The organism is Methylobacterium sp. GXF4 (assembly GCF_000272495.1).
GTDB lineage: Bacteria > Pseudomonadota > Alphaproteobacteria > Rhizobiales > Beijerinckiaceae > Methylobacterium > Methylobacterium brachiatum.
This window is the reverse complement of record NZ_AKFK01000067.1, coordinates 23,266-48,401: the sequence shown is the minus strand read 5'-3', so window position 1 is coordinate 48,401 and position 25,136 is coordinate 23,266. Positions and strand designations below refer to the sequence as shown.

Annotated in this window: 21 protein-coding genes; 12 read left to right on the top strand and 9 right to left on the bottom strand. The window is 71.5% G+C overall.

The genetic code is table 11. The features are described 5' to 3' along the window. Window positions 1–179 precede the first annotated feature (179 nt). The 5 genes from WYO_RS18305 to WYO_RS18285 all read left to right on the top strand — a co-directional run bounded on the left by WYO_RS18305 (window position 180) and on the right by WYO_RS18285 (window position 4,619). Window positions 180–950: an ABC transporter ATP-binding protein gene (locus tag WYO_RS18305; protein ID WP_007565223.1), complete on the top strand. Its 771-nt coding sequence runs from the start codon at window positions 180–182 to the stop codon at window positions 948–950. Continuing rightward, the gene (locus WYO_RS18300) at window positions 943–1,863 is read left to right on the top strand and encodes an ABC transporter permease (RefSeq protein ID WP_007565222.1); all 921 of its coding nucleotides are present in this window, start codon (window positions 943–945) and stop codon (window positions 1,861–1,863) included. Before WYO_RS18305 ends, WYO_RS18300 begins: the two co-directional genes overlap by 8 nt. A gap of 54 nt (window positions 1,864–1,917) precedes the next feature. Next, window positions 1,918–2,910, top strand: coding sequence for an Ldh family oxidoreductase (locus WYO_RS18295; protein WP_007565220.1), 993 nt, complete (start codon window positions 1,918–1,920; stop codon window positions 2,908–2,910). A gap of 168 nt (window positions 2,911–3,078) precedes the next feature. Further along, window positions 3,079–4,281 (top strand): molybdopterin-dependent oxidoreductase, encoded by a 1,203-nt coding sequence (locus WYO_RS18290; protein ID WP_007565218.1) that lies wholly within the window; start codon window positions 3,079–3,081, stop codon window positions 4,279–4,281. A gap of 11 nt (window positions 4,282–4,292) precedes the next feature. Beyond that, window positions 4,293–4,619 carry a hypothetical protein gene (locus WYO_RS18285; protein ID WP_007565216.1) on the top strand — a complete coding sequence of 109 codons (327 nt, stop codon included), beginning with the start codon at window positions 4,293–4,295 and terminating at the stop codon, window positions 4,617–4,619. Window positions 4,620–4,633: 14 nt separating this feature from the next. Here the strand turns inward: WYO_RS18285 and WYO_RS18280 are convergent, their stop codons facing one another. After that, the gene (locus tag WYO_RS18280) at window positions 4,634–4,843 is read right to left on the bottom strand and encodes a hypothetical protein (protein WP_122162904.1); all 210 of its coding nucleotides are present in this window, start codon (window positions 4,841–4,843) and stop codon (window positions 4,634–4,636) included. Between the two features lie 224 nt (window positions 4,844–5,067). On the opposite strand from WYO_RS18280, the gene WYO_RS18275 reads away from it, so the two are divergent. Together WYO_RS18275 and WYO_RS18270 are read left to right on the top strand one after the other, a co-directional pair. Continuing rightward, entirely contained in the window at window positions 5,068–6,105 is a 1,038-nt protein-coding gene (locus tag WYO_RS18275) for a YeiH family protein (RefSeq protein ID WP_039903293.1), read from the top strand. Window positions 6,106–6,356: 251 nt separating this feature from the next. Beyond that, on the top strand, window positions 6,357–6,806 hold the full coding sequence (locus WYO_RS18270) for a MucR family transcriptional regulator (RefSeq protein ID WP_007565209.1): 450 nt from the start codon (window positions 6,357–6,359) through the stop codon (window positions 6,804–6,806). A 40-nt stretch (window positions 6,807–6,846) separates the two neighbouring features. Here WYO_RS18270 and WYO_RS18265 read toward each other — a convergent pair whose 3' ends face one another. The 6 genes from WYO_RS18265 to WYO_RS18240 form a co-directional block, all read right to left on the bottom strand. Next, the gene (locus WYO_RS18265; protein WP_007565207.1) at window positions 6,847–7,113 is read right to left on the bottom strand and encodes a hypothetical protein; all 267 of its coding nucleotides are present in this window, start codon (window positions 7,111–7,113) and stop codon (window positions 6,847–6,849) included. A gap of 210 nt (window positions 7,114–7,323) precedes the next feature. After that, entirely contained in the window at window positions 7,324–8,928 is a 1,605-nt protein-coding gene (locus WYO_RS18260; RefSeq protein ID WP_007565204.1) for an ABC transporter ATP-binding protein, read from the bottom strand. Between the two features lie 3 nt (window positions 8,929–8,931). Beyond that, window positions 8,932–10,353, bottom strand: coding sequence for a M20 family metallopeptidase (locus WYO_RS18255; RefSeq protein ID WP_007565202.1), 1,422 nt, complete (start codon window positions 10,351–10,353; stop codon window positions 8,932–8,934). A 49-nt stretch (window positions 10,354–10,402) separates the two neighbouring features. Beyond that, window positions 10,403–11,344 carry an ABC transporter permease gene (locus WYO_RS18250; RefSeq protein ID WP_007565200.1) on the bottom strand — a complete coding sequence of 314 codons (942 nt, stop codon included), beginning with the start codon at window positions 11,342–11,344 and terminating at the stop codon, window positions 10,403–10,405. A gap of 13 nt (window positions 11,345–11,357) precedes the next feature. Then, complete coding sequence (locus tag WYO_RS18245) at window positions 11,358–12,275, bottom strand: ABC transporter permease (RefSeq protein WP_007565198.1); 918 nt, start codon at window positions 12,273–12,275, stop codon at window positions 11,358–11,360. Window positions 12,276–12,284: 9 nt separating this feature from the next. Further along, entirely contained in the window at window positions 12,285–13,817 is a 1,533-nt protein-coding gene (locus WYO_RS18240) for an ABC transporter substrate-binding protein (RefSeq protein WP_007565195.1), read from the bottom strand. 176 nt (window positions 13,818–13,993) lie between these two features. On the opposite strand from WYO_RS18240, the gene WYO_RS18235 reads away from it, so the two are divergent. Further along, window positions 13,994–14,896: a LysR family transcriptional regulator gene (locus tag WYO_RS18235; RefSeq protein WP_007565193.1), complete on the top strand. Its 903-nt coding sequence runs from the start codon at window positions 13,994–13,996 to the stop codon at window positions 14,894–14,896. Between the two features lie 206 nt (window positions 14,897–15,102). After that, on the top strand, window positions 15,103–15,630 hold the full coding sequence (locus WYO_RS18230; protein WP_007565191.1) for a hypothetical protein: 528 nt from the start codon (window positions 15,103–15,105) through the stop codon (window positions 15,628–15,630). Between the two features lie 16 nt (window positions 15,631–15,646). On the opposite strand, the gene WYO_RS18225 is transcribed toward WYO_RS18230, so the two are convergent. Further along, window positions 15,647–16,402, bottom strand: coding sequence for a CDP-diacylglycerol diphosphatase (locus WYO_RS18225; RefSeq protein ID WP_007565189.1), 756 nt, complete (start codon window positions 16,400–16,402; stop codon window positions 15,647–15,649). 109 nt (window positions 16,403–16,511) lie between these two features. Between WYO_RS18225 and WYO_RS18220 the strand changes: the two genes are divergently transcribed. After that, a complete protein-coding gene (locus tag WYO_RS18220; RefSeq protein WP_007565187.1) occupies window positions 16,512–17,516 on the top strand; it encodes a DUF2891 domain-containing protein in 1,005 nt (334 codons plus the stop codon). A gap of 196 nt (window positions 17,517–17,712) precedes the next feature. Here WYO_RS18220 and WYO_RS18215 read toward each other — a convergent pair whose 3' ends face one another. Further along, the gene (locus tag WYO_RS18215) at window positions 17,713–19,755 is read right to left on the bottom strand and encodes an ATP-binding protein (RefSeq protein ID WP_081497004.1); all 2,043 of its coding nucleotides are present in this window, start codon (window positions 19,753–19,755) and stop codon (window positions 17,713–17,715) included. Window positions 19,756–20,131: 376 nt separating this feature from the next. On the opposite strand from WYO_RS18215, the gene WYO_RS18210 reads away from it, so the two are divergent. Together WYO_RS18210 and WYO_RS18205 are read left to right on the top strand one after the other, a co-directional pair. Further along, entirely contained in the window at window positions 20,132–21,280 is a 1,149-nt protein-coding gene (locus WYO_RS18210; RefSeq protein ID WP_007565182.1) for an acyl-CoA dehydrogenase family protein, read from the top strand. 137 nt (window positions 21,281–21,417) lie between these two features. Further along, window positions 21,418–24,732: a DEAD/DEAH box helicase gene (locus WYO_RS18205; RefSeq protein ID WP_007565180.1), complete on the top strand. Its 3,315-nt coding sequence runs from the start codon at window positions 21,418–21,420 to the stop codon at window positions 24,730–24,732. Window positions 24,733–25,136 lie beyond the last annotated feature (404 nt).

Here is a 25,136-nt window from a genome sequence, read left to right as displayed (position 1 = left end):
CCTGAGCGGCAGACCGGGATAGACGAAACAATCGGGCTGATCCGGACAGCAATCCTGATTTATCAAGAATACGCCGCTTTACAGCCTCTCCTCGCCGACCCTACACTTTCCCGTGAGGCCCGGACCATCTCCGGGCCATCAGCGACACGCGGCTCAAGCTGCGGCGCCAGGGAGGATGGATGGGTACGGGTCAGCCTCTGCTGGAGGTCGACGGCGTCACGCTGCGCTACAAGACGCCCGAGCACCTCGTCACGGCCACCTACCGGGTGAGCTTCAAGGTCTGGCCCGGAGACCGGTTCGTCCTGCTCGGGCCATCCGGCTGCGGAAAGTCGACCCTGCTCAAGGCGGTCGGCGGCTACATGGCCCCCACCGAGGGGGAGATCCGGCTGAAAGGCCGCCCGGTGACCGAGCCCGGGCCCGACCGGATGATGGTGTTCCAGGAATTCGACCAGCTCCTGCCGTGGAAGACGGTCCGGCAGAACGTGGTCTTCGCCCTCGAAGCCTCGGGCCGGCTGAAAGGCCGCCAGGCGCTGGAGCGGGCCAACCTCTACATCGACAAGGTCAACCTCACGAAGTTCGCCGACAGCTACCCGCACACCCTGTCGGGCGGGATGAAGCAGCGCGTCGCCATCGCCCGCGGCATGGCGATGGAGCCCGACATCCTGCTGATGGACGAGCCGTTCGCGGCGCTCGACGCGCTCACCCGGCGGCGCATGCAGGACGAACTGCTGATGCTCTGGGAGGAGACACGCTTCACGGTCCTGTTCGTGACGCACTCGATCCCCGAGGCGATCAAGGTCGGCTCGCGCATCCTGCTGCTCTCGCCCCATCCCGGCGAGGTCAAGGCCGAGCTCAACAGCGCCGCCACTCCGGAGGCGGCGCTGCGGCTCGAGAACCGCATCCAGCAGATGCTGTTCTCCGAGGAGATCCAGGAGGCCGAGAATGTCTAGCGCGCCCCTTCTGAGCGAGGCTCCGACGGCCGTGCCGCCGCGGCCGGCCGCCGCGGAGCCGGTCCGCCCCGAGATCGTGCGGGAGACCGGCCACGCCCACGGCGCCCCGGTGGTGGAGAAGCCGCTCTCGGCTTTCGAGCGGCTCTACAACCAGGCGTGGCTGCGCAAGATCCTGATCCTGGTCCTGCTGGCGGGGATCTGGGAGGCCTACGGGCGCTACCTCGACAACGACCTGCTGTTCCCGACCTTCTCGGCGACCATGGAGGCGTTCTTCCGGGCGGTCGCCGACGGCACGTTGCCGGCCCGGGCCTGGAGCTCGCTGAAGGTGCTGCTGATGGGCTACGCCGCCGGCATCGTGCTGGCGACCCTGCTCACCGGCATCGCCATCGCGTCTCGGATCGGGACCGATTTCCTCGAGACCCTGACCTCGATGTTCAATCCCCTGCCGGCCATCGCGCTGCTGCCGCTGGCGCTGATCTGGTTCGGTCTGGGCAATGGCAGCCTGATCTTCGTCCTGGTCCACTCGGTGACCTGGGCGATCGCGCTCAACACCCATTCCGGCTTCCTGTCGGTGAGCCGGACGCTCCGGATGGTCGGGCGCAATTACGGGCTGTCGGGACCGCGGCTGATCGGCAAGATTCTGATCCCGGCGGCCTTCCCGTCGATCCTCACCGGATTGAAGGTCGGCTGGGCCTTCGCCTGGCGCACCCTGATCGCGGCCGAGCTCGTGTTCGGCGTCTCGTCCGGGGCGGGCGGGCTCGGCTGGTTCATCTTCGAGAACAAGAACATGCTCGACATCCCGAACGTGTTCGCCGGGCTGCTCACCGTGATCCTGATCGGTCTCGTGGTGGAGAACCTGATCTTCCAGACGATCGAGCGGCGGACCATCCAGCGTTGGGGGATGCAGGCCTGACCGAAGTCCGGCATGGCGTCGGGTGATGTCGCGCAGCCATCCGGAGTCCTGACCATGCCGATCCTGTCCCTCGCGGAGGCGCACGCCCTCGCGGCCGGCGCCTTCCGCCGCTGTGGCGCCTCGGCGGCTGCGGCCGACAGCACCGCCCGGGCCCTGGTGGCCGCCGAGGCGGACGGCCTGAAGGGGCACGGCCTGTCGCGGGTGCCGAGCTACGCCGCGCAGCTGCGGACCGGCAAGGTCGTGGGCGATGCCGCGGTCAGCGTCACCCACCCGCGGCCGGGGCTCCTGGCGATCGATGCCGGACACGGCTTCGCCTATCCGGCCCTCGACGCGGCGCTGGCCGAGCTGCCCGAACTGGCACGCCGGCAGGGGATCGCGGCGGCCGGGATCCGGCGCTCGCATCATTGCGGCGCCGCCGGCCGGCCGGTCGAGGCCCTGGCCGAGGCCGGATGTCTCGCGATCCTGTTCGCCAACACGCCGGCCGCTATGGCGCCCTGGGGCGGCAACCGCGCGGTGTTCGGCACCAACCCGCTGGCCTTCGCCTGCCCGTTGCCCGGTCGCGCGCCGATCGTGATCGACCTGGCTCTGTCGAAGGTCGCCCGGGCCGCCATCGTGGGCGCCAAGCAGCGCGGGGAGGCGATCCCGGAGGGCTGGGCGCTCGATGCCGAGGGCCGTCCGACCACCGATCCCGCCGCCGCCCTCGACGGCACGATGGTATCGCTCGGCGACGCCAAGGGCGCGGCCCTCGCCCTGATGGTGGAGCTGCTCGCTGCCGGACTCACCGGGGGGCGCTTCGCAGCGGAGGCCAGCTCGTTCCTCGACGCGGCGGGCGACCCGCCCGGAACCGGGCAACTGATCCTGGCGATCGACGCCACGGCCTTGAGCTCCGACGCGCCGGAGCGCTTCGCCGTCCTGGCCGGAGCGATCGAGGATCAGGACGGCGCCCGGCTGCCGGGGAGCCGACGCCTCGATCTGCGCAGCCGCGCCGCGCGCGACGGGCTGACGGTCCCCGACGCCCTCGCGGCCGAGATCGCGGCGCTGGGCTGAAAGCGGCGCAATGTTTCCCGTGAAACACGAATGCCTCGGGAGAGGCCGGTTCGGCCGGACGAAATTCTGATACACCCCCACGGTAGGGCCGCCCCGGGATTGCCGGATCGAGGAGCGTCCGCGCGCAGATCGTTCGGTTTCCCAGGGTGGTGGAAGAAGGACGCGACGATGGCTGATCTCGACAGGCGCCGGGTTCTGCAGGGCGGTCTCGGCGCGCTCGCGGCCGTGGCGGCACCGGTGCAGGCCCGGGCCGAGGAGGTCACGCTTCCCTTCGGCAACGGCACACGGCCGCTGGTCGCCTATCCGGGCAAGCGCCCGCTTCTCCAGAATACGGCCCGGCCGCCCCAGCTCGAGACGCCGTTCGCGGTGTTCGACGCGGGGGCGATCACCCCCAACGACGCGTTCTTCGTGCGCTACCACCTGGCCGACATCCCGCTGGAGATCGATCCGGACACGTTCCGGCTCGGGGTGACGGGCCATGTCGAGCACCCGGTCTCGCTGTCGCTGGCCGAGATCAAGGCCCTGCCCGGGCGGACCGAGATCGTGGCCGTGAACCAGTGCTCGGGCAATTCCCGCGGCTTCTTCGAGCCGCGCATGGCCGGCGGCCAGCTGGGCAACGGCGCCATGGGCTGCGCCCGCTGGACCGGCGTACCGCTGAAGAGCGTGCTCGACCGGGCCGGCGTGAAGGCCGGCGCCGTGCAGGTGACGTTCGACGGGATGGACGGCCCGGTCCTGCCCGAGACCCCGGATTTCGTGAAGGCGCTCGGCCTCGACCATGCCCGCGACGGGCAGGTGATGCTGGCCTGGGCCATGAACGGCGAAGACCTCCCCTGGCTCAACGGCTTTCCGCTGCGCCTCGTGGTGCCGGGCTTCTACGGCACCTACTGGGTCAAGCACCTGAACGCGATCACGGTCCGCGACACGCCCTTCGACGGCTTCTTCATGAAGAGCGCCTACCGCATCCCGGACAATGCGTGCGCCTGCACGGAGCCCGGCCAGGCCGCCGCCGCCACGGTGCCGATCGGGCGCCTCAATGTGCGGTCGTTCCTGACCAACCTCGTCGACGGCGCGGACATCCGGGCCGGCAGGACGCATCTGCGCGGGATCGCGTTCGACGGCGGCTCCGGCATCAAGGCCGTCGCGGTCTCCACCGACGATGGCCGGAGCTGGATGCCGGCGGCCCTGGGGCAGGATCTCGGCCCCTACGCGTTCCGTCCCTGGTCGCTCGATCTCGATCTGAATCCGGGGCCGCACGCGATCCGGGTCCGGGCCACCGCCAATGACGGCAGCACGCAGCCGATGGAGTCGCGCTGGAACCCGTCCGGCTACATGCGCAACGGGGTCGAGACCACCCGGGTCCGGGTGGCGTGAAAGGGAACGGGATGCGCGCGCTTCTTGTCGGATCGCTGGCCGCCGGTCTGATCGCGGGCACTGCCCTGTCGGCACCGCGAAGCTACTCCGTGCCGGATCCGACCGCGGCGCTGAAGGCGCCCCGGGACGGGGAGGGGGGCAGCCAGGGCCGGGGCTTCGCGGCGGCGCAGGCCAATTGCCAGACCTGCCACTCGGTCGATTACATCGCCACGCAGCCGCCGGGCCGCGGCAAGGCGTTCTGGGATGCGGAGGTGACCAAGATGATCAGGGTCTATCACGCCCCGATCGACGAGGCGGATGGCCGCGCGATCGCGGCTTATCTGGCCGATACGTATTGAGTGACGGCCGCGCCTCAGCGCAGGGCGACGACCTGCGCGGCGTAGGAGGCGACGCTTTCCACCGCCGGCATGTCGTAGGCGTAGACGCGCCCGGCCAGGATCGCCAGCGCGAGCGTCCAGAACACGGCGCCGCCGACCCGACGGGCGGTCCGGTCGCCGGACGCGGTCGGGCAAGCGTTCGCCACGCCTTCGGCGACGGGCTCGCCAAAGGGGTCGAACGCCATCGTCGTCGACCGGGTGTTCGGGGTAGTGCGCATGGGGGTGAATGTCGCGCTCGGACCCTCGCGCCGCAATGGACGCGTCTTCCGAAGTTTTCTCGCGCCGTAGAGTGTCCTTCTCTCTTGCGCGTTCGCGGCAAACGTTTTCTTCCCTTTGCTCGGGTGTCGACCACGGAGCGACCGGCGTGAGCTCAAAAACCTCGTCCCGGACGGGCGAAACCGGCGCGGCCGTGCGGGACGGAACCGGTGCCTCCGTGCTGCCGGGCCTCGGCCTGTGCGCGGCGATCACCGCCGTCGCCATGGCCGCGCAGGCGCTTGAGGAGCGCGTCGCCGGCCACCCCTATGTCGAGGCGCTGGTGCTGGCGATCCTGATCGGCATCGCCGTACGCACCGCCTGGACCCCGGATGCCCGGTTCCGCACCGGCATCGCGTTCTCGGCCAAGCAACTCCTCGAGGTCGCGGTCGTCCTGCTCGGCGCCTCCCTCAGTCTCGGGGCGATCCTGGCCTCTGGACCGGCCCTGCTCGCCGGCATCGTCGGCACCGTGGTGATCGGCATCGGCGCCAGCGTCGCGATCTGCCGGGCCCTCGGCCTGCCGCCCCGGATGGCGATCCTGGTGGCCTGCGGCAACGCGATCTGCGGCAACTCGGCCATCGCCGCGGTGGCGCCGGTGATCGGGGCCCAGCCCAAGGACATCGCGGCGGCCATCGCGTTCACGGCGGTGCTCGGCGTGCTGATGGTGCTCGGGCTGCCCTTGTTCGTGCCGCTCGCCGGCTTGAGCGACAACCAGTACGGCGTGCTGGCCGGGCTCACCGTCTATGCGGTGCCGCAGGTCCTGGCCGCGACCGTGCCGGTGAGCCTGCTCGCCACACAGGTCGGCACCCTGGTCAAGCTCGTGCGCGTGCTGATGCTCGGGCCGGTGGTGGTGGCGTTCTCGCTGATCGCCCCGCGCCTGCCCCAGGAGGCCGGCCTCGAAGCGACCGGCCCGAAGCCCCGTCCCGGCCTGACCAAGCTGGTGCCCTGGTTCATCCTGGGCTTCCTGGTGCTCGCCACCGCCCGCTCCCTCGGGCTGATCCCGGATGCGGCGGTCAAGCCGCTGACGCAGCTCGCGGGCGTGCTCACGGTCCTGTCCATGGCGGCCCTGGGTCTCGGGGTCGACGTGCGCGTCCTCGCCCGGGTCGGGGGCCGGGTCACCCTGGCGGTGACCGCCTCGCTGGCCGTCCTGGTCGCGGTCAGCCTCGGTCTCATCCGCGGACTCGGGATCGGTTGAGACCGTGGACAGAAGCATACTGCGTTCTGAGTTTCGTATTTCGGATTTTCTGCAGATCTGATCGGGACAGGCCCAGCAAATCGCGGGACGGACGCAGTGAAAACACTCTGTCGGAAACGTGTTTTCCTTAGAGGCTGCATTAAAATGCTGCCGCGAATCGGGATCGGCTGAACAAAGCATCTTGACACTGCGACGGTTTTTGCTTTGGAACCGTGGTGTCACGAACGAAATCTTAGACTGGAACTTGCGCAGTGCCCGAAGCGATCCCCGAGAGCAGCGCCGAACTGGCCGTCTTGGTCGGCGACATCGTCGCCGCCTATGTCTCGAACAATCCCGTCCCGCCGACCGCGCTGCCCGAGCTGATCGCCAGCGTTCACGGCGCCCTGGTCAATCTCGACGGCAAGCCGCCCGTGGAGGTCGAGCCCGTGATCGAGCCGCCGACCGCGGCCCAGATCCGCAAGTCGGTCCAGCAGGACGGCATCATCAGCTTCATCGACGGCCGGTCGTACAAGACGCTGAAGCGCCACCTGACGGCCCACGGCCTGACGCCCGAGCGCTACCGCGAGCGCTACGGCCTGCCGGCGGATTATCCGATGACCGCGCCGGGCTATGCCGCGCAGCGCTCTGCCCTCGCCAAGGCGATCGGCCTCGGCGTTCCGGGTGCCCGCGCCGATCAGCGCAGGACGGGCACCAAAGGCTGACCGGCGCCTCCGCCGATCAGCGGCTTCCTCCGGTCGCCGGTTACCGCTGGCGGAACGGCAGGATGCGGGCGATCATCCCGGGCAACCGCGCCCGGGGCGGACGTCCGAAGGTCTGGGCCCAGCTCAGGTAGATGATCCGAGCGCCGACGATCTCGGCGACCGCCTCCGGCTTGCCCGCGCGGCGGTTGCCGGTGTTGGCCCTGCGGCCCGCCCGGTGCGCCGATCCTTGGCGCCGGGACGGATGCCCATCCGGCAGGGACCGCCTGCGCGAGGGCTGAGGATCATCGGGCTTGGCTGAGAACGACACGTCAAGAGTCCCCGTCCGCGTTCGAGGTTCGAGCGGGGACGGACGTTGCGGTCGGCCGTAGATCCGCCGGGGCGCTCTGCCCTCGACAATGCCGGCATTTTACCGGATGGCCCGAAGCGGGACAGTCCGAGTCCGTCCAAAAAACTTGTCTGTGTGTCCAATGGCGGCCCGCGGCGTCTCAGAGAGGGGCCAGGACGTCTCAGCCGCCCGCTACGACGCGCGGGCGCCCGGCACGGCCGCCAGCAGGCTGCGCGTGTAGGCGTGCTCCGGCGCGGCGAACAGGTCGGCGGTGGTGCGCATCTCCACGATGGCGCCGCGATGCATCACGGCGATGCGGTCGCAGATCGTGGCCGCCACCCGCAGGTCGTGGGTGATGAACAGCATCGCCAGCGAGAGCCGCTGCTTCAAATCCTCCAGCAGGTCCAGCACCTGGCGCTGGACCGAGACGTCGAGGGCGGAGACCGCCTCGTCGGCCACCAGCACGTCCGGCTCCATGGCGAGCGCCCGGGCGATGCCGATGCGCTGGCGCTGGCCGCCCGAGAACGCGTTCGGGTAGCGGGCGGCCGCCTTGGGATCGAGCCCGACCAGATCGAGGAGGCTCCGGGCGCGCTCCCGCGCCTCCGCGACCGGCACCCCATGGGCGATCGGGCCGGCGATGATGATCTGCTCGACGGTACGCCGGGGGTTCAGGGACGCGAACGGGTCCTGGAAGATCATCTGGATGCGGCTGCGCTGAGCGCGCAGATCCGCGGTCCTGAGGGCCGTGTAGTCGAGGCTGCCGAGCCGGACGGTGCCGCCATCGGGCTCGATCAGCCGGATCGCCAGCCGCGCCGTGGTCGACTTGCCGGAGCCCGATTCGCCCACGAGCCCGAGGGTCTCGCCGCGCCGCACGTCGAAGCCGACCTCCTTCACGGCCGCCACAACCCGGGGCTTGCCGAACAGGCCCGCCTTGGTGGTGTAGGTTTTGGACAGCCCGACCACCGACAGGGCCACGGGAGCCGCCTGCACGCTGGGCCGGACCGGCGGGGTCAGGCTCGGCACCGCGGCGAGGAGCGCCCGGGTGTAGGGCGCCTGCGGATCGCGCAAGACCGCCTCGGCGCTGCCCGATTCCACCAGCCGGCCGCGCTGGAGCACCGCCACATGGTCGGCGATCTCGGCGACCACGCCGAAATCGTGGGTGATGAACAGGACGCTCATCCCGCGCTTGCGCTGCAGGTCGCGGATCAGCTTCAGGATCTGGGCCTGGGTGGTGACGTCGAGGGCGGTGGTCGGCTCGTCGGCGACGAGCACCGACGGCTCCAGGGCCAGCGCCATGGCGATCATCGCCCGCTGCCGCTGGCCGCCGGAGAGCTGGTGCGGATAGGCCCGCACCGCCTCCTCGGGATTGGGCAGCCCGACCTCGGTGGCGAGCGCCACCGCCCGGGCCCGCCGCTCGGCCCGGGTGAGCAGGTTATGCGCCTCGAACATCTCGGCGATCTGGTCGCCGACGCGCATCACCGGATTGAGCGCGGTCATCGGCTCCTGGAACACCATGGCGATGCGCCGGCCGCGCAGGGCGCGCCAGGCCGGCTCGTCCAGCGTCAGCAGGTTCCGTCCCTCGAACAGGATCAAGCCGGATTCGGGTTTCAGCGCCCGGGGCAGGAGGCCGGTCAGCGCGTAGGCGCTCATCGACTTGCCCGAGCCCGATTCCCCGACCACGCAGAGGATCTTGCCGGGCTCGAGGTCGAGGTTCAGGCCCTCGACGGCGTAGGGACGGTCGGCGCCCTTGGGGAGCGCGATCGTCAGGTCACGGATGCGGACGACCGGCTCGCTCATGGGTCAGGCCCTCGCTTGACGGCGACGCAGGATGTCCGGACCGGCCTCGCCGAGATCCCAGAACAGCCCGGCCATGATCGCCAGACCCTCGCGGGTGCTGGAGGCGAGCATGTGCTCGTCTGGCCCGTGCTGGCGGCAGGCCGGGTAGGAATGCGGGACCCACAGGGTCGGCAGGCCCAGGATCTCCGAGAAGGCGTCGTTCGGCAGCGAGCCGCCGAGATTGGGCAGCAGGGCCGGCTTCTTGCCCGCGCTCGCCGTCATCGATTCGAGCGCCCAGTCGACCCACGGGTCCTCCACGGGCAGCCGCGTCGCGTGGAACACCTCCGACGCCCGGGCCGGCTTGACCTCGATCATCGGGAAGCCGTTGGCGTCGAGATGGGCGCGGATATTCGCGATCAGGTTCTCCCAGTCGGTGCCGACGACGAAGCGCAGCTGCAGGGTCGCCTTGGCGTGGGGCGGCACGGCGTTGAGCGGCCCGTCGGGATCGCCGGTCTTGAAGGCCAGGACCTCCAGGGTGTTCCAGGCGAACACCCGCTCGGCCGGGGTCAGCCCGGGCTCGCCCCAATCGGCATCGATCGTCGGCGCGGTCGGATCCTCGCCGACCCGGATGTCGCGGAGCGCGGCGCGCACGCCCTCGGGGATCGGCGGCGGCCGCAGGGCGTCGACCCGGATGCTGCCGCGGGCATCGACCATGGACGCGATCGCCGAGGCCAGGACGGTGCCGGGGTTGCGCAGCAGGCCGCCCCAATTGCCGGAATGGTGCGGGCCCTCGCGCAGGTCGAGGCTCAGCTCGAAATTGTAGGCGCCCCGGGAGCCCAGGAACAGGGTCGGCCGCTCGGCGCTGAGCCGCGGCCCGTCCGAGGCGATCAGCACGTCGGAGCGCAAGGCTTCGGCCTGTGCGCGGCAGAACGGGCGCAGGCCCGGCGAGCCGGATTCCTCGCCCATCTCGATCAGCAGCTTCACGTTGAAACCGAGGCGGCCGTCGCGCGCCGCGATCACCTGCTCCAGGGCCGCGAGGTTGATGATGTGCTGGCCCTTGTTGTCGGCGGTGCCGCGCCCGTACCAGCGGTCGCCCTCGACCACGATCTCCCAGGGGCCGAGCCCCTCGCGCCACTGCTCGGGATAGCCCCGCACCGTGTCGCCGTGGCCGTAGATCAGCACGGTCGGCAGATCCGGCCCCTCGTGCCGCTCGGCGATCAGGAACGGGCCGTGCACCCCGTCGGGATTGTCGAATTTCTTCGGAACGGCGAAGCCAAGGCGCGTCACCAACGGGGTGATGTAGCTGTCGAGATAGGCGTGCAGGGCTGCTTCCTGGCCGGGCGCCTGGCTCTCCGTCGGGTAGGCGACCGCCTCCCGCAGGAGCGCGAGGAATGCGCCCGAATCGAAGGTCTCGGTGGCGCGCGCGATGGCGGCGTCTCGCGTCATGGTGTGTTTCCCGTGAAACATTGGGGGGCTTCGCCGGACTCGATCCGCGTCAGTTGCGCCCCTCGGGCGCCGTGATGTCGCGCAGGCCGTCGCCCAGGAGATTGATCGCCAGCACGAGGAGGAGGAGCGCCACGCCCGGGATGGTGATGACCCAGGGCTGGAAGAACATGTACTGCTTGCCCTCGGCGATCATCAGGCCCCAGGAGGGCAGCGGCGGCTGCACCCCGAGCCCCAGGAACGAGAGTGCCGCCTCCAGCAGGATCGCGTGCGCCATCTCCAGCGTCGCCACGACGATCAGCGCGTTGAGGATGTTGGGCAGGATTTCCTGGCGGATGATGCGCAGGTCGGTCAGGCCGGCGGCCCGCGCCGCCGAGACGAAATCCTGGTTGCGGATCTGCTGGGTGGCGGCCCGGGTCACCACGGCGAAGCGGTCCCAGAGCAGGAAGCCCAGCACCAGCACCACGACCTTCAGAGAGCCGCCGACCAGCGACGCCATGGCGAGCGCCACCAGCACCACCGGCATAGCCAGCCGGGTGGTCACGATGTAGCTCACGACCGAATCGACCCAGCCGCCGAAATAGCCGGCGCAGAGGCCGAGCACCGTGCCGATCACCCCGGAGATCAGCGCCGCCGAGATCCCGATCAGAAGGGAGATCTGGCCGCCATAGAGCAGGCGGCTCAGATAGTCGCGTCCGAGCTTGTCGGTGCCGAGCACGTGGTCCCAGGTGCCCTTGGCCTGCCAGACCGGCGGGATCAGGCGGCGCGAGACGTCCTGCGCGTAGGGGTCGTGCGGGGCGATCAGCGGGGCGGCGAGCGCGGCCAGCACGATCAGCCCGAGGATGCCGGCGCCGATCAGGAAGCCGCCGTGGCGCAGGCCGCGCCGGAGGACCAGACCGGTCGGCGAGCGCACCGGCGCCAGGGCGGTCGGCACCTCGATCTCCGGCGGGAGGGCGGGGGCGGCGAGCGCCGCCGTGTCGGTGGGCAGGCTCATGGGGCGAGCATCCTCACGATTGGCGCAGGCGCGGATCGAGGAAGGCGTTCAGCAGGTCGGCCGCGAGCGTCAGGGCGATGTAGATCATCGCCAGAACCAGCACGATCGCCTGGACCACCGGGAAGTCGTTGCGGGCGATGGACTCCCAGGCGAGCTGGCCGAGCCCCTGCAGCGAGAACACCGCCTCGATCACGATCGAGCCGCCGAGCATGAAGCCGAACTGCACCGCCGCCAGGGCGATCACCGGGATCACGGCGTTGCGCAGGGCATGCCGGACCAGGACCGTGCGGGGCGGCAGCCCCTTGGCCCGGGCGGTGCGGACGTAGTCGGAGGCCAGGACCTCGAGCATGCCGTTGCGGGTGAGCCGCATCACCGCCGGCATGGCGTAGTAGCCGAGCGCCACCGCGGGCAGGACGAAGTTCTTCCAGCTCGCATTGCCGGAGACCGGCAGCCACCGGAGGTTGACGGAGAAGACTAGGATCAGCGTCAGCCCGAACCAGAAGCTCGGCATCGCCTGGCCGAGCACCGAGATCGACAGGGCGAGCCGGTCGATCCAGGTATCGCGCTTGACCGCGGCGATCACCCCGAGCGGCACCGCCACGAACAGGGCTACGCTGAGCGCGATGATCCCGAGATAGAGCGTGATCGGCAGGCGGGCGGCGAGCAGGTCGATCACCCGCTCCCGGAAGTAGAAGGAATTGCCGAAATCGAGGTGCAGCGCCCGCCAGGCCCAGGCGAGGAACTGGGCCAGCAGGGGCTGGTCCAGGCCGTAATCCTTGCGGATCTGCACGATCTGGGGGCCGGTGGCCTCGGGCCCGGCGATCGCCGTGGCGAGGTCGCCCGAGAGGTGGAGGAGCATGAAGCTCGCTACCGAGACCGTGAAGGCCACCGCCAGGGCGACCAGGATGCGCCGGAGCGTGAAAGCCAGCACGAGAGCGGCCTACTTCCAGGACGCCGCGTAGAAGCGCGGCACCTCGTCCGGCTGGGCGGTGAAGTTCAGGTCCGACGTGAAGGCGTAGTTGGTCGCGTAGGAGAACATCGGCAGGGCGTAGGCCTGGGCGGCGATCCGCTGGAGCGCCTTGGCATAGGCGACCTTGCGCTTCTCCGGATCGGTCGAGCCGTCGCCCTCCTGCAGGTCGGCGATCACCTGGGGATCCTTGGTCAGGTCCTCCTCGCCGCCGCGGAAGAACACCCCGTCGAAGGCCGAGACGTCGTAGACCGAGAACGAGCCCCAGGTCTGGTAGCCGATCGAGATCTTGCCGCTCCGCAGGGCATCCCGGAACGCGGCGTAGCGCAGGTAGTTGAGCCGCACCTTGATGCCGACCGCCCCGAGATAGCCGATCACCGCCTCGGCATAGTCCCGCTCGCGATAGGCGCCGAGATCGATCTCGAACCCGTTCGCGTAGCCGGCTTCCTTGAGCAGCGCCTTGGCCTTGGCCGGATCGTAGGGGTAGCGCATCACCCCCTGGTCGTTGCAGCCGAACTGGTCGACGAAGCAGAGCGCGTTCATCACCCGCGAGGCGCCGCGCACGAGGTTGTCGACCATGGCCTTGCGGTCGATGGCGTAGGAGATCGCCTGCCGGACCCGCACGTCCTTGAGCGGCGAGTTCTCCTTGGCGCGGCCGAGCGTGTCGAATTGCAGGAAGCCGACCCGCATCGTCTCGGAATTGAGCACGGTGACGTTGGGCGCGGCGCGCAGCTGCTCGGCCTGGTCGCTCGGCACCCGCCAGATCCAGTCGACGCCGCCGGTCATCAGCTCGGCCATCCGGCTCTCGCCGTCCGGGATGACCCGGAATTGCAGCTTGCCGATCTTCGGCTTCCCGAGCGGGCTGCCGGTCCAGTACTGGGCGAAGCGCTCCATGGTGACGCCGCGGCCGCTATCGACCTTGGTGATCTTGTACGGGCCGCTGCCCACCGGCGCCTTGGCGAAGCCGTCGAGGCCGACCTTCTTGAAGTAGGCGGCCGGGAAGATCGGCGTCGGGCCGGCGAGGTATTCGAGCGCCGCCGGGAACGGCGCCTTGAGGTGGATCCGCACGCTGTGCGGGCCGGTGACCTCCACCGACTTCATCCAGTCGACGTTCTGCCGGGTGACCGTGCGGGCCTCGGGCGTCAGCACGAAGTTGAACGTGAAGGCGACGTCCTCCGGCCCGAGCGGGTCGCCGTTGTGGAAGGTCACGCCCTCGCGGATCGTCAGGTCCAGGGTGGTGTCGTCCGTCCAGGTCCAGGCGGTGGCGAGCATCGGCTTGTAGGTGCCGTCCGCGGGGTCGCGGTACAGCAGCGTGTCCCAGCAGTTCCGGGCCAGGACGAGGCCTTCGCGGGCGCTGTTGTGATAGGGGCTGACATTCTCCGGCTCGCTGTCGGAGGCGTAGACCAGGGTGTCGTCGGCCTTGCCGGCGAGCGCCGGGCTCGCAGCGACCAGCGCGATCAGGGATGCTGCCAGGGAAGCGGTGAGGGGGATCGTCCGTACCGGCATGTCGACTCCGTCTCCGACGGCGGAGCGGCAGGATGCCCGGAGAGACTCCGCGACTGCCGCGTTTTTCACCCTGCGATGATGTTGTGCATCTGGGATCGCAACAAGTAGAATTTGGCGAGCGCTGCATTGCCATTCCGGCAACGGAGCTGCGGTATAAGTGATATCGAGGCAGGATAATGCAGGCAACCGGGCTGCGCTACTTCCTAGCGGTCGCCCGCACCGGCTCCATCGCGGCGGCCTCGACCCAGCTCAACGTCGCCGCCTCGGCGATCAGCCGACAGATCGCCAACCTCGAGGCCGAGCTCGATTGCGTCCTGTTCGAGCGCCGCCCGCGCGGCATGGTGCCGAGCCCGGCCGGGGAGCTTCTGGCCCAGCACGCCCACCAGATGCTGATCCGCTCCGAGCAGGTGGTCGCCGAGATCCGCGAGCTGGAGGGGCTCGCCCGGGGCCTGATCCGGGTGGCGAGTTCCGAGGGGTTTTCGCTCGACATCGTGCCGAGCGCCGTGGCGTCCTTCCACGCGGCGCATCCCGGCCTGCGCTTCGAGGTGACGGTGCTGCCCCCCGCCCAGGTGACCCAGATGGTGGCCGCCGGCGAGGCCGATCTCGGCATCACCTTCGCGCTCGCGCCGACCACGCAGGTCGAGGTGCTGTATGACGGGCAGGTCGACATGCGGGTGCTGGCCGCGCCCGATCATCCCCTGGCGCGGGCGAAGGTCGTGCAGCTCTCCGAGCTGCCGCATTATCCCGTCGCCCTGCCGACCCGGGACACGACCCTGCGGCAGGTGTTCGACGCCGCCTGCCTGCACGAGGGGATCGTGATCGAGCCGGTCCTGACCGCCAACAACCTGGCCACCCAGCTGCCCTTCGTGCGCAGGTCCCGCGGTCTCGCGCTGATGTCGGCGCTGTCGGTGCGGACGCCGGTGGACCTGAACGCGTTGATCAGCCTGCCGATCCGCGCCCGGGCGAGCCTCGCCCGGGGCATCCAGATCCAGGCCATGCGCGACCGGCGGTTGCCCCGGGCGGTGCGCGGCTTCCTGCGCCAGCTCATGGACGCGCTGCCGCCGGCAGGGGCGGGCTGATCAGATCTTTGCCTGAACTATCATCGCTGCATGGGAAAGATCAGCGACGAACCAAGCATAGGAGCGATCGCAGCCTCGGCTTGTTGCAGCAGTTCTGATGAGATGAGGCGTCCTGAATCCGGTACATCGTCCCGCTGAATTCCCTGGGCATCCTTGCCGACTCAGATCTATGCGTTGATCCTGTTGGCGGGCGTCGAGGTGAGACCATGATCCTGGATGAACTCGGGTCGCGCATCTGCATCATGGGCCCGTCAAACAGCGGCAAATCCACCCTCGCGGTCGCCATAGGGCGGACCCGGGGCCTGCCGCCGATCCATCTCGACCAGCTCCATCATCGGCCGAACACCGATTGGGAGCCCCGCCCCGATGAGGAGTTTCGCGCCCTGCACGATGCGGCCATCCTCGGCCCGCGCTGGGTGATAGACGGCAATTATGCCCGATGCCTGCCGCAGCGGCTGGAACGAGCGACGGGCGTCATCCTGCTCGACGTCCCGACCGCCACCAGCCTTCTGCGATACCTGCGCCGGTCGTGGTTCGAACGCGATCGACCCGGTGCGCTTGAAGGTGGCCGGGACAGCGTGAAGTGGAACATGATCCGCCACATCGTGGTCGCCGCCTCGGCGAATCGCAAGCAATACGCAGCTTTGTTCGACTGCATCGGCCTGCCGAAGCTCCGGCTCGACACGCCGAGCGCGCTGGCCCGCTTCTACCTGACGGCGGGGCTCGATCGCTGATCGGCGGTACGTCGCCTCAGGCGCCGCCGCGGCCCGAGGCGACGGCGCAGCTATGGTCCATCACGTCCTCGGCGCTGGCGCTCGGCGCCCGGTAGGCCAGCAGCAGGAAACCCGGCTCGGGATCGCCCGGCGGTGTCGCCACGGCGGCAAAGCTCGTCCGGTGCAGGTCCGGCCGGGGCCCCGGCAGGGTGCGCAGGGCCGCGAACGGGTTGAAGCGCGCGGCCTCCGCTTCCGGTACCCGCATCGCGTGGAAGCGATCCCCGGCGAGCGGCACCGGGAAGCGCGTCCAGGTCCCGCGGATCTGGCGGCCATGCGCCTTCACGGCGGCCAGCACGCTCGGCTTCAGGCAATCGAGGTGGATGTGGAGCTGGTCCTGGCTCCGGCCCCGGGCGGAGTTGACCGCGAGCCCCACCGCCTCAAGCGGCAGCCTGCCCTTCAGGGCATCCGACACGAACGGGCGCGCCGCCAGCGCCGCCCGCCAATAGGCGGCCCCGCGCGGCCCGCGCAGGACTGGGGCTTCGAGCCCGGGCGTCGTGTCGGTCGGCATCACCACGATGTGGGTCGGCTCGCCGGGCGCGCGCAGCACCGCCGAGCCGGGACGGTCCTTGTCGCCGAGATCGACCGAGAGGCACGGAAACGTGCGGTCGGCGATCCGCTTGGCGAGCACGCAGGTCTTGAGCGCGGCCCAGAGCACGTCCCGGCTGGGATCCGGCGCCGCCGCGGCCGGCATCGCGAGCGTAACGACGAGGGCGGCGATCGGTGCACGGCGCATGGACAGTCCCGATGAGGCCAAGCCGGCGGACTGCCCGGCTGGCCGGGCTTGCGATAACCGTCTCGCACCGCGTCGGCAAAGCGCCCGGCGCCGCATTGGGAGTTCCGCGATGCCGCACGCGCTCACCCCGGAGATCGGTGCCCGCTTCGCGGCACTCGCCCTCGGCCACGTTACCCGCGAATATCCGAACAAGCCGGGCCACGTCCTGGCCGGCCCCGAGGATGCGCGCACGCCCGCGGCGCTGCACCCGGTCTTCCACGGCAGCTACGATTGGCATTCCTGCGTCCACGGATACTGGCTACTGGCGCGGGTGCTGCGGCGTTTCCCCGACGGGGCGCAGGCCGGGGCGATCCGCACGCGGTTCGACGCGCAGCTGGTGCCCGACAAGGTGGCCGGGGAATGCGCCTACTTCGCTGCCCCGACCGCCCGGGGCTACGAGCGGCCCTACGGCTGGGCCTGGCTCCTGAAGCTCGCCGACGAGCTGGCCCGCCTGCCCGAGCGCCGCTGGGCCGAGGCCCTGGCGCCGCTCACCGCGATGATCGCGGATCGCGTGCGGGATTTCCTGCCGGTCGCGCCCTATCCGGTGCGGGTCGGCACGCATTTCAACACCGCCTTCGCGCTGCGGCTGGCGGCCGACTACGCCGAGGGCGCGGGCGACGCGGCCCTGTCCGACCTGCTGCTGCGCACCGCCGAGCGCTGGTACGGGGCGGACGCGGATTGCCCCGCCTGGGGCGAGCCCGGGGGCGACGATTTCTTGTCCTCCGCGCTGATCGAGGCCGAATGCCTGCACCGCCTCCTGCCGCCGGACACGTTCCGGCCCTGGTTCGACCGGTTCCTGCCCGACCTCGCGGCGGGGCGGCCCGCGACCCTGTTCCGGCCCGCCAGCGTGACCGACCGCAGCGACGGCAAGATCGCCCATCTCGACGGGCTGAACCTCAGCCGCGCCTGGTGCTTCCGCGCGCTCGCCGCCGCCCTCGACCCGGACGACCCCCGCCGCCCGCCGCTCCGGGCCGCCGCCGAGGCCCATCTGGACGCCGGCCTCCCGCATGTCGCCGGCGATTACATGGGCGAGCACTGGCTCGCGACCTTCGCGCTGCTGGCGCTGGAGGCCTAAGCCGGGTCGGACCCGCGGCGGCTGATGATGAGAGATTCTTGAGAACCTTTCGCCGCAGGCGGCGTTGTTCTCCGTCGGGGTGAAGCAGGACCCCGAACAAAAAAAGGACCGCCCCCGAGAGGGCAGCCCGAAGTCTTGGGAGGAAACGCCCACGAGGGGCAGCAGCGCGGCGACGCCATCGCCGTGCTGCATCGCATCAACCGGAGAGCGGAGGCCTTGTTCCCCGCCCGATCCGGCTCTGCGTCGCCTCGTAGAGCACCTGGGCGAGCTGCTCGGCCGAATAGGGCTTGCGCACCAGCGCGAATCCGTGCGCGTCGTCGGTCGCGAGCACGTGGCTGTAGCCGGAGGTCAGGACCACCGGCAGCTCCGGCCGGCTGCGCTGCAGATGGCGGGCGAGGGCGACGCCGCCCATCCCGGGCATGACTACGTCCGAGAAGACCGCGTCGAAGCGGCTCGGCGTCTGCTCGAGCTCGGTAAGCGCCTCTTCGGCGGATTTCGCCCAGATCGGCGCGTGACCGAGATCCTCGAGGATCTGGGTGCAGAAGCGCCCGACCCCGAGATTGTCCTCCACGACCAGGATGCACAGGCTCCGCTGCGGTTCGGCCTCCCGGCGGTCGTCGCGGTTCGGATCCGCCGCCTTCGTGGGGGCGTCGACCTGCGGCAGGTAGAGGGTGAAGCGGGTGCCTTCGCCCGGCTCGCTCGCCACATCGATATCCCCGCCCGACTGCTTGGCGAAGCCGATGACCTGGCTGAGCCCGAGGCCCGTGCCCTTGCCGATCTCCTTGGTGGTGAAGAACGGCTCGAAGATCCGGCCGAGGTCGGGGGCCGGGATGCCGGCGCCGGTATCGATCACCACCACCGCCACGAACGGCCCCGCGGCGCCGGCATGCCCGCGGATCGGCGGCATCGGGCGGCCGCTCTCGAGGCGCAGGGTCAGGCTGCCTTCGCCGTCCATCGCATCGCGGGCGTTCACCGCCATGTTGATCAGCGCGGTCTCGAACTGGCTCTCGTCGGCCCGCACGAAGCAGGCGCTCTCCGGCAGGTCGGTCTCGACATGGATGCGGGCACCGGTGACCGAGTCGATCATGTCGGCGATGCTGCGCAGGCGCTGGCCGATATCGAAGACCTGGGGCTTGAGGGCCTGGCGCCGGGCGAAGGCCAGCAACTGGCCGGTGAGCTTGGCGGCCCGGTCCACCGTGTCGGACACGGCGTCGAGGTAGCGGCGCTTGCGCTCCTCGGCGAGGTCCGGCCGGCGCAGGAACTCGACGGACGAGCGGATAATCGTCAGCAGGTTGTTGAAGTCGTGCGCGACGCCGCCGGTGAGCTGGCCGATCGCCTCCAGCTTCTGCGATTGCCGCAGCGCCTCCTCGGCCTGGCGCTGCTCGGTGATGTCGCGGCCGAAGCCGTAGAACAGCCCGTCCTCCGGCACGACGGTCCAGAGCACCCGCCGCCGGTCGCCGTCGCGGGTCATGCATGACAGCTCGACATCCTCGGCCCGGCGGCCCTCGCAGAGCGGCCGGAGCGCCGCCAGCGCCGTCTCGCGCTCCGCGGCGGCGACGAAGTCGATGGCTTTCCCGCCCAGGGTCTCGTCCTCGGACCAGCCGAGCGCCCGGCTCCAGGACGGGTTGACCGACTGGACCTGCCCGTTCTTGTCGGAGACGATCTTCAGCACCGGCGACAGGTTCCAGACCCGGTCGCGGTCCCGGGTCTGGGCGGCGACCTGCGCCTCCAGCCGGTCCGCCCGGGATTGGAGCAGCGCCTCGTCCCGGTGCCGGGCCGCGGCGGCGCGCCGGCTCTCGAGCAGGCTCATCAGGGTCCGGGCGAGCCCCTCCAGGATGGCGACCTGCGGCCCGGTCAGGCCGCGCGGCTCGGGATCGAGGAGGCTGAGCGTGCCGATCGCCCAGCCATCGGGGGTGACGAGCGGGACGCCGGCGTAGAAGCCGAGGCCCGGCGCGCCGGTGCCGTCCTGCAACACCAGGGCGCCCGGCTGGCACAGGGTCCGGATGCACAGCTCGGCGTCGAGGGACCGCTCCGGCCCGTCCTCGCCGATGGCGGCCGCGGTCCACAGCCGGTCGGCGTCGACGAAGGTGATCCGCGCCAGCGCGGTGCCGCAGGACGCGGCGGCGATCCGGGCGATGTCGTCGAATACGGGGTCCGGCGGGGTGTCGAGAACGGCATAGCTGTGCAGCGCCGCCAGGCGCTGGGGGTGGTGGCGTTCGAAGCCCGACGGGCAGGACATGGTCTCGTTCCGCGACACGGCTGCGTCATAGCTCACGGCACCGACCTCCCAAACTGGGGCGATCGCCCGCGGCCTGCCGACTTGTTAAGCCGGTTCTCCCTACAACGCATGGGTGCAGATTTGAGTCCGGCTGCCCGGTGCAGATCGCCGCGCCGCCAGGCTGTCCGCGCTTGAGCCACCGCCCGACGGTTTGCGATGTGCAGTATCGTCGCACGGTGGGCCGAAACCCGGAGCGGCAAGTTGCCCGTGGGCAGCATGCTTCCGAGGGGTGGTCGCCGGCGTTCGGGAGACGATGATGGCAAGCCAAGGCCCTGGCGCGTCGCCCCGGATCCGGTATCCAGGGTGACGGGCTGGGCTCGTCATGACCGGAGCAGCCGTGGACCTCAGACTCGACGACATCGCCTGGGGCACGCGGGGCGATCCGGTTGCGGCGGCCCGCGCGGTCGCGGCCGTGGCGGCGCGTCGGGCCGGCCGCCACGATCACGACGGCGGCTTTCCGGCGGAGGATGTCGCCGAACTCGCCCGGGTCGGCCTGCTGGCCGCGCCGGTCCCCCGGCGTGACGGCGGCGCGGGTCTCGGCGAGGAGCCGGACGGGGCGACCCTGCGCGCGGTGCTGACGCGCATCGGGGCCGGCAGCCTCGCGCTCGGGCGCGTCTACGAGGGCCACGTCAACGCGGTCCAGCTCGTCGCCCGCTTTGCCAGCGGCGAGGCACGCAACACCCTGCTGGCGGATGCCGCGCAAGGCCACCTGTTCGGGGTCTGGAACACCGAGCCGCCGGGCCAGGGCCTCAAGATCGACGGCACCGACGGAACCCGGGTCCTGCGCGGCGTGAAGACCTTCGCGTCGGGGGCCGGGTTCGTGACCCGCGCCCTCGTGACCGCGCAGCCCGCCGCGCCCGGGTCGCAGATGATCGTCGTCGCCCTCGAACCCGGCGAGCGGGCGGACCTCTCCGCCTGGCGGGCGCAGGGGATGCGCGCCTCGGCCACCGGCACCGTGGATTTCACCGGGCTCGGCGCCGACCGCTTCACGCCGGTCGGCGCGCCCGACGATTACCAGGCGCAGCCGCATTTCTCGGGGGGCGCCTGGCGCTTCCTCGCGGTGCAGCTCGGCGGCCTGGAGGCGCTGCTCGACGCCTGGCGCGGCCATCTCGTCGCCACCGGCCGCGGCGAGGATCCGCACCAGCTCGCCCGTCTCGGCGAGGGCGTGATCGCCGCCGAGACCGCGCGCCTCTGGGTGGCGCGGGCGGCCGCGATCGTGGGCGAGGAGGGCGATCCGGACGGGATCATCGCCTACGTGAACCTCGCGCGCCTCGCAGTGGAGCGCGCTGGGCTCGACCTCCTGGAACGGGCGCAGCGCTCGGTCGGCCTGCAGGGCTTCCTGCGCGACCACCCCCTGGAGCGCCTGACCCGGGATCTCGCCACCTACCTGCGCCAGCCCGGCCCCGACCGGGCGCTGACCGAGGGCGCCCGCCACGTCCTGCACGCGCCGCTGGCGAGCGGCGATCTCTGGCTCGACGAGGCCTGACCCCGAGGGGCGGCGGCCCGGATCCGGGACGCAAGCCTTTTCGAATGCGGCATCGGGTCTGTGGATCGGATGGCCGCGGCCGGGAGCCCTAACCGTCGCCCGGCGTTTCCAGCGGCCGGGACAGGTTCGGATCATAGATGGCCAAGCGCAGGACGAAGACGGTCGCCCATCCGGAGACCGAAGACGCGCCATTGATGCCCACCGGCGCGCTGGCGGTGGCGCTGCTGGACCTGGCCGAGGGCACGGCCCCCCTGGTCCACGTCGCCCGGGATGCCCGGCGGCTGGACGAACTGGCCGCAACCCTCAGGGCCCTGGACCCCGAGGCGCGCGTCGCCGTCTATCCGGAATGGGATTGCCTGCCGCTCGACCACGCCTCGCCCTCGCGGGGCATGATGGGCGCCCGGGCGGCCACGATGCGCTGGCTCACCGACCGGGACGCCCTGCCGGGCTTCGTGCTCACCACCGCCCCGGCGCTGATCCAGCGCGTGCCCCCGCCCGAGACCTGGGCCGATGCCCGGGTGACCCTCCGGGTCGGCGATGCCCTCGACGTCGCCGCCGCGATGGCCGACCTCAAGCGCCTCGGCTACATCCTCGACGAGCGGGTCGACGAGCCGGGCGAGATCGCGGTCCGGGGCCGCACCATCGAGGTGTTCCCCGCCGCCGCCCCGCGCCCCTGCCGGATCGAGCATGCCGAGGGCCGCGTCACCGCGATCCGCTCCTACGACCCGATCTCGCAGCGCTCCGTCGCCGAGGTCGCGGACCTGGTGATCGACCCGGCCACCGAGATCATCCTGGCGCCGGATTCCGGCCAGAGCTTCGAGCCCTTCACCGGGCAGGAGCACCGCCTCGAGCGCTACTATCCCCGCCTGGTCACCCTGCTCGACTACGTGCCCGAAGCCCGGCTGGTGGTCGAGGACGGGACCCAGGCCCGGGTCGACGCCTTCTACGAGCAGATGGACGAGGCCGGAGCCCGCCGGGCGCCGGGCGGCGGCCGGCCGGAGGGCGGCGAGGGGCTCTACCTCGCCCCCGAGGCGTGGCGGGCCATCGTGGCGGAGCGCACCCGCGCGGTCGCCACGGACGCCGCGGCCGAGCCGGTGGCGGTGCCGGTCTTCGCCCGGGAGCGCCGGCCCGAGGCGGCCTTCGCCAAGGCGATGCGCGAGCGGCTGAAGGCCGGGGACATCGTCGTCCTGGCCGGCTCCCGCCAGCCGCTGCGGCGCCTCGTGCGCCAGGCCGGCAAGATCGCCGAGCGCCCGGTCCGGCTGATCGACGGCTGGTCCGACCTCGCCGACGCGGCCCCGGGCGACATCCTCGCCCTGGAGGCACCAGTCGGGGCCGGCTTCCGGGTTCCGGCCAGGGGCGCGACGGTGTTCGCCGCGGCGGACCTGTTCGGGCCGGATGCCGCGGTGGCCGGCACCGCCCGGGCGATCCTGCCGATGGGCGAGGTCGACCTGCGCCCCGGCGACGTCGCGGTCGATCGCGACCACGGCCTGTGCGTGTTCGAGGGGCTCGAGCCGGTCGAGACGCCGGCGGGCATCGCCGCGGAAGCCGCCTCCGAGCCGTCCGAGGCCCTGCGCCTGCGCTTTGCCGGCGACGCGATCCTGATGGTTCCGGTGACCCAGGCCGACCGGATCTGGCGCTACGGCCCCGAGCCGGATGCCGTCACCCTGGACAAGCTCGACGGCGGCACCTGGGCCCGCCGCCGCCTGGAGGCCGAGGCCACCATGGCGCGCACCGCCCGGGCGATGCTGGAGGCCGCCCGCGCCCGCCGGGACACCGAGGCGCCGGTCCTGGCGCCGCCCTCCCGCGACATGGAGCGGTTCGCCGCCGGCTTCGGCTACGCCCCGACCCCGGACCAGGCCGCCGCGGTCGACGCGCTGATGGCCGACCTCGCCTCCGGCCGGCCCATGGACCGGCTGGTCTGCGGCGATGTCGGCTTCGGCAAGACCGAGGTCGCGCTGCGGGCCCTGGCGGCGACGATTTTTGCCGGCAAACAGGCTGCGCTGATCGCCCCGACCACGGTGCTGGCCCGCCAGCACGCCGAGACCCTGCGCCGGCGGTTCGGCCGGTTCGGCATCGAGGTCGCGCAGCTCTCGCGCCTGGTCTCGCCGGCCGAGGCCAAGCGGGTGAAGGCCGGGCTGGCCGACGGTTCGATCCAGCTCGTCGTCGGGACCCAGGCGCTTGCCGGCCGCGGCGTGCGATTTGCCGATCTCGGCCTGACCGTGATCGACGAGGAGCAGCGCTTCGGCGCCAAGATGAAGGCGGATCTGCGCCGCCTCGCCGAGGGCGGGCACGTGCTGACGCTCACCGCCACCCCGATCCCGCGCACCCTCCAGGCGGCGCTCGTCGGCCTGCAGAGCCTCAGCGTGATCGCCACGCCCCCGGTGATGCGCCAGCCGGTCCGGACCGTGGTGGCGCCGTTCGAGGCCGACGCGGTGCGCGAGGCCCTGATCCGCGAGCATCGCCGGGGCGGGCAGAGCTTCGTCGTCTGCCCGCGCATCGAGGACATCGCCCCCATGGCCGAGCGCCTGCGCGGCCTCGTGCCGGGCCTCGACGTGCTGGTGGCGCATGGCGACCTGAAGCCCTCGGCCATGGACGAGGTCATGGTCCGCTTCGCCGACGGGGACGGCGACGTGCTGCTCGCCACCGCCATCGTGGAGAGCGGGCTCGACGTACCCCGGGCCAACACGATGCTGGTCTGGGAGGCGGCCCGGTTCGGGCTGGCGCAGCTCCACCAGTTGCGCGGCCGCGTCGGGCGGGGCCAGCGGCGCGGGGTCGTCCACCTGCTCAGCGATCCGGCCGCGCCGCCCCCGCCGGCGGCCCTGCAGCGCCTGCGCGCCCTGGAGGCGCTGGACCGCCTCGGCGCCGGCTTCGCGGTCAGCGCCCGCGACCTCGACCTGCGCGGCGCCGGCGACCTCGTCGGCGAGGACCAGGCCGGCCATGCCAAGCTGGTCGGGCTCGGCCTCTACCAGCACCTGCTGCAGCTGGCACTCACCGCCGCCAAGGGCGAGCCGGCCGAGGATTGGAGCCCGGAGATCGAGATCGGGCTGCCGAGCCGGATCCCGGCGGATTACGTCCCGGAGCCGGAGATCCGGCTGAGCCTCTACACGCGGCTGCTGCGCCTGCGCGACGGCGAGGCGATCGAGGCGCTGGCCGGCGAGGTCGAGGACCGCTTCGGCACGCCGCCGGCGTCGGTCCTGGCCCTGTTCACCCTGGCGCGGCTGCGGGCCGCCTGCTGCGGGCTGGGCATGGCCCGGCTCAGCGGCGGTCCCCAGGGCGTCGCGGCCGATATCCGCCCCGACCGGCCCCTGCCGCCGATGCCGGCCGAGGACGGGATCATCCTGCGTGCGGGGCGCGTGGTCTGGCGGCAGGCCTGCGCCGACGCGGAGGCGCGCGCGGGCCTCGCGGCGGATCTGCTCGACCGCATCCGGACCGCCCGGGACCGCGCCGCCTGACGCGGATCCGAACCCGGGCGGCCCTCACGCGGTTGTGAGCGGCGCCCGGGCCGGACCGGTAAAATCGTATCAGTGACAGCGGGCCCGCCGCAGCCCATCTGCGGCGGGCCACATCCCGACCGAGCGCCCCGTGCCACCCGGCGGCACGCCGGACCGGTCGGGTCCCGACGTTGTACCGGGGTCTCTTGCCCTTTCGTCTCCGGTACGGCCGCATGGCCGGGCGCCCATGACCCCGTGCAAGGCGGGTGCCCGGCCTGTCGTCCGTGGAGGCCGGGCCGGGCGATCGGCCCGATCCGGAGTTGACCGGCGCCGTCCGCTCGGGCCTTCTCACCCAGAACGGGAAAAGCCCGGGTTCGATGGAATTTCTCCGCGATCCTGCGCCGACCCGGGGTCAACCAGGGAGG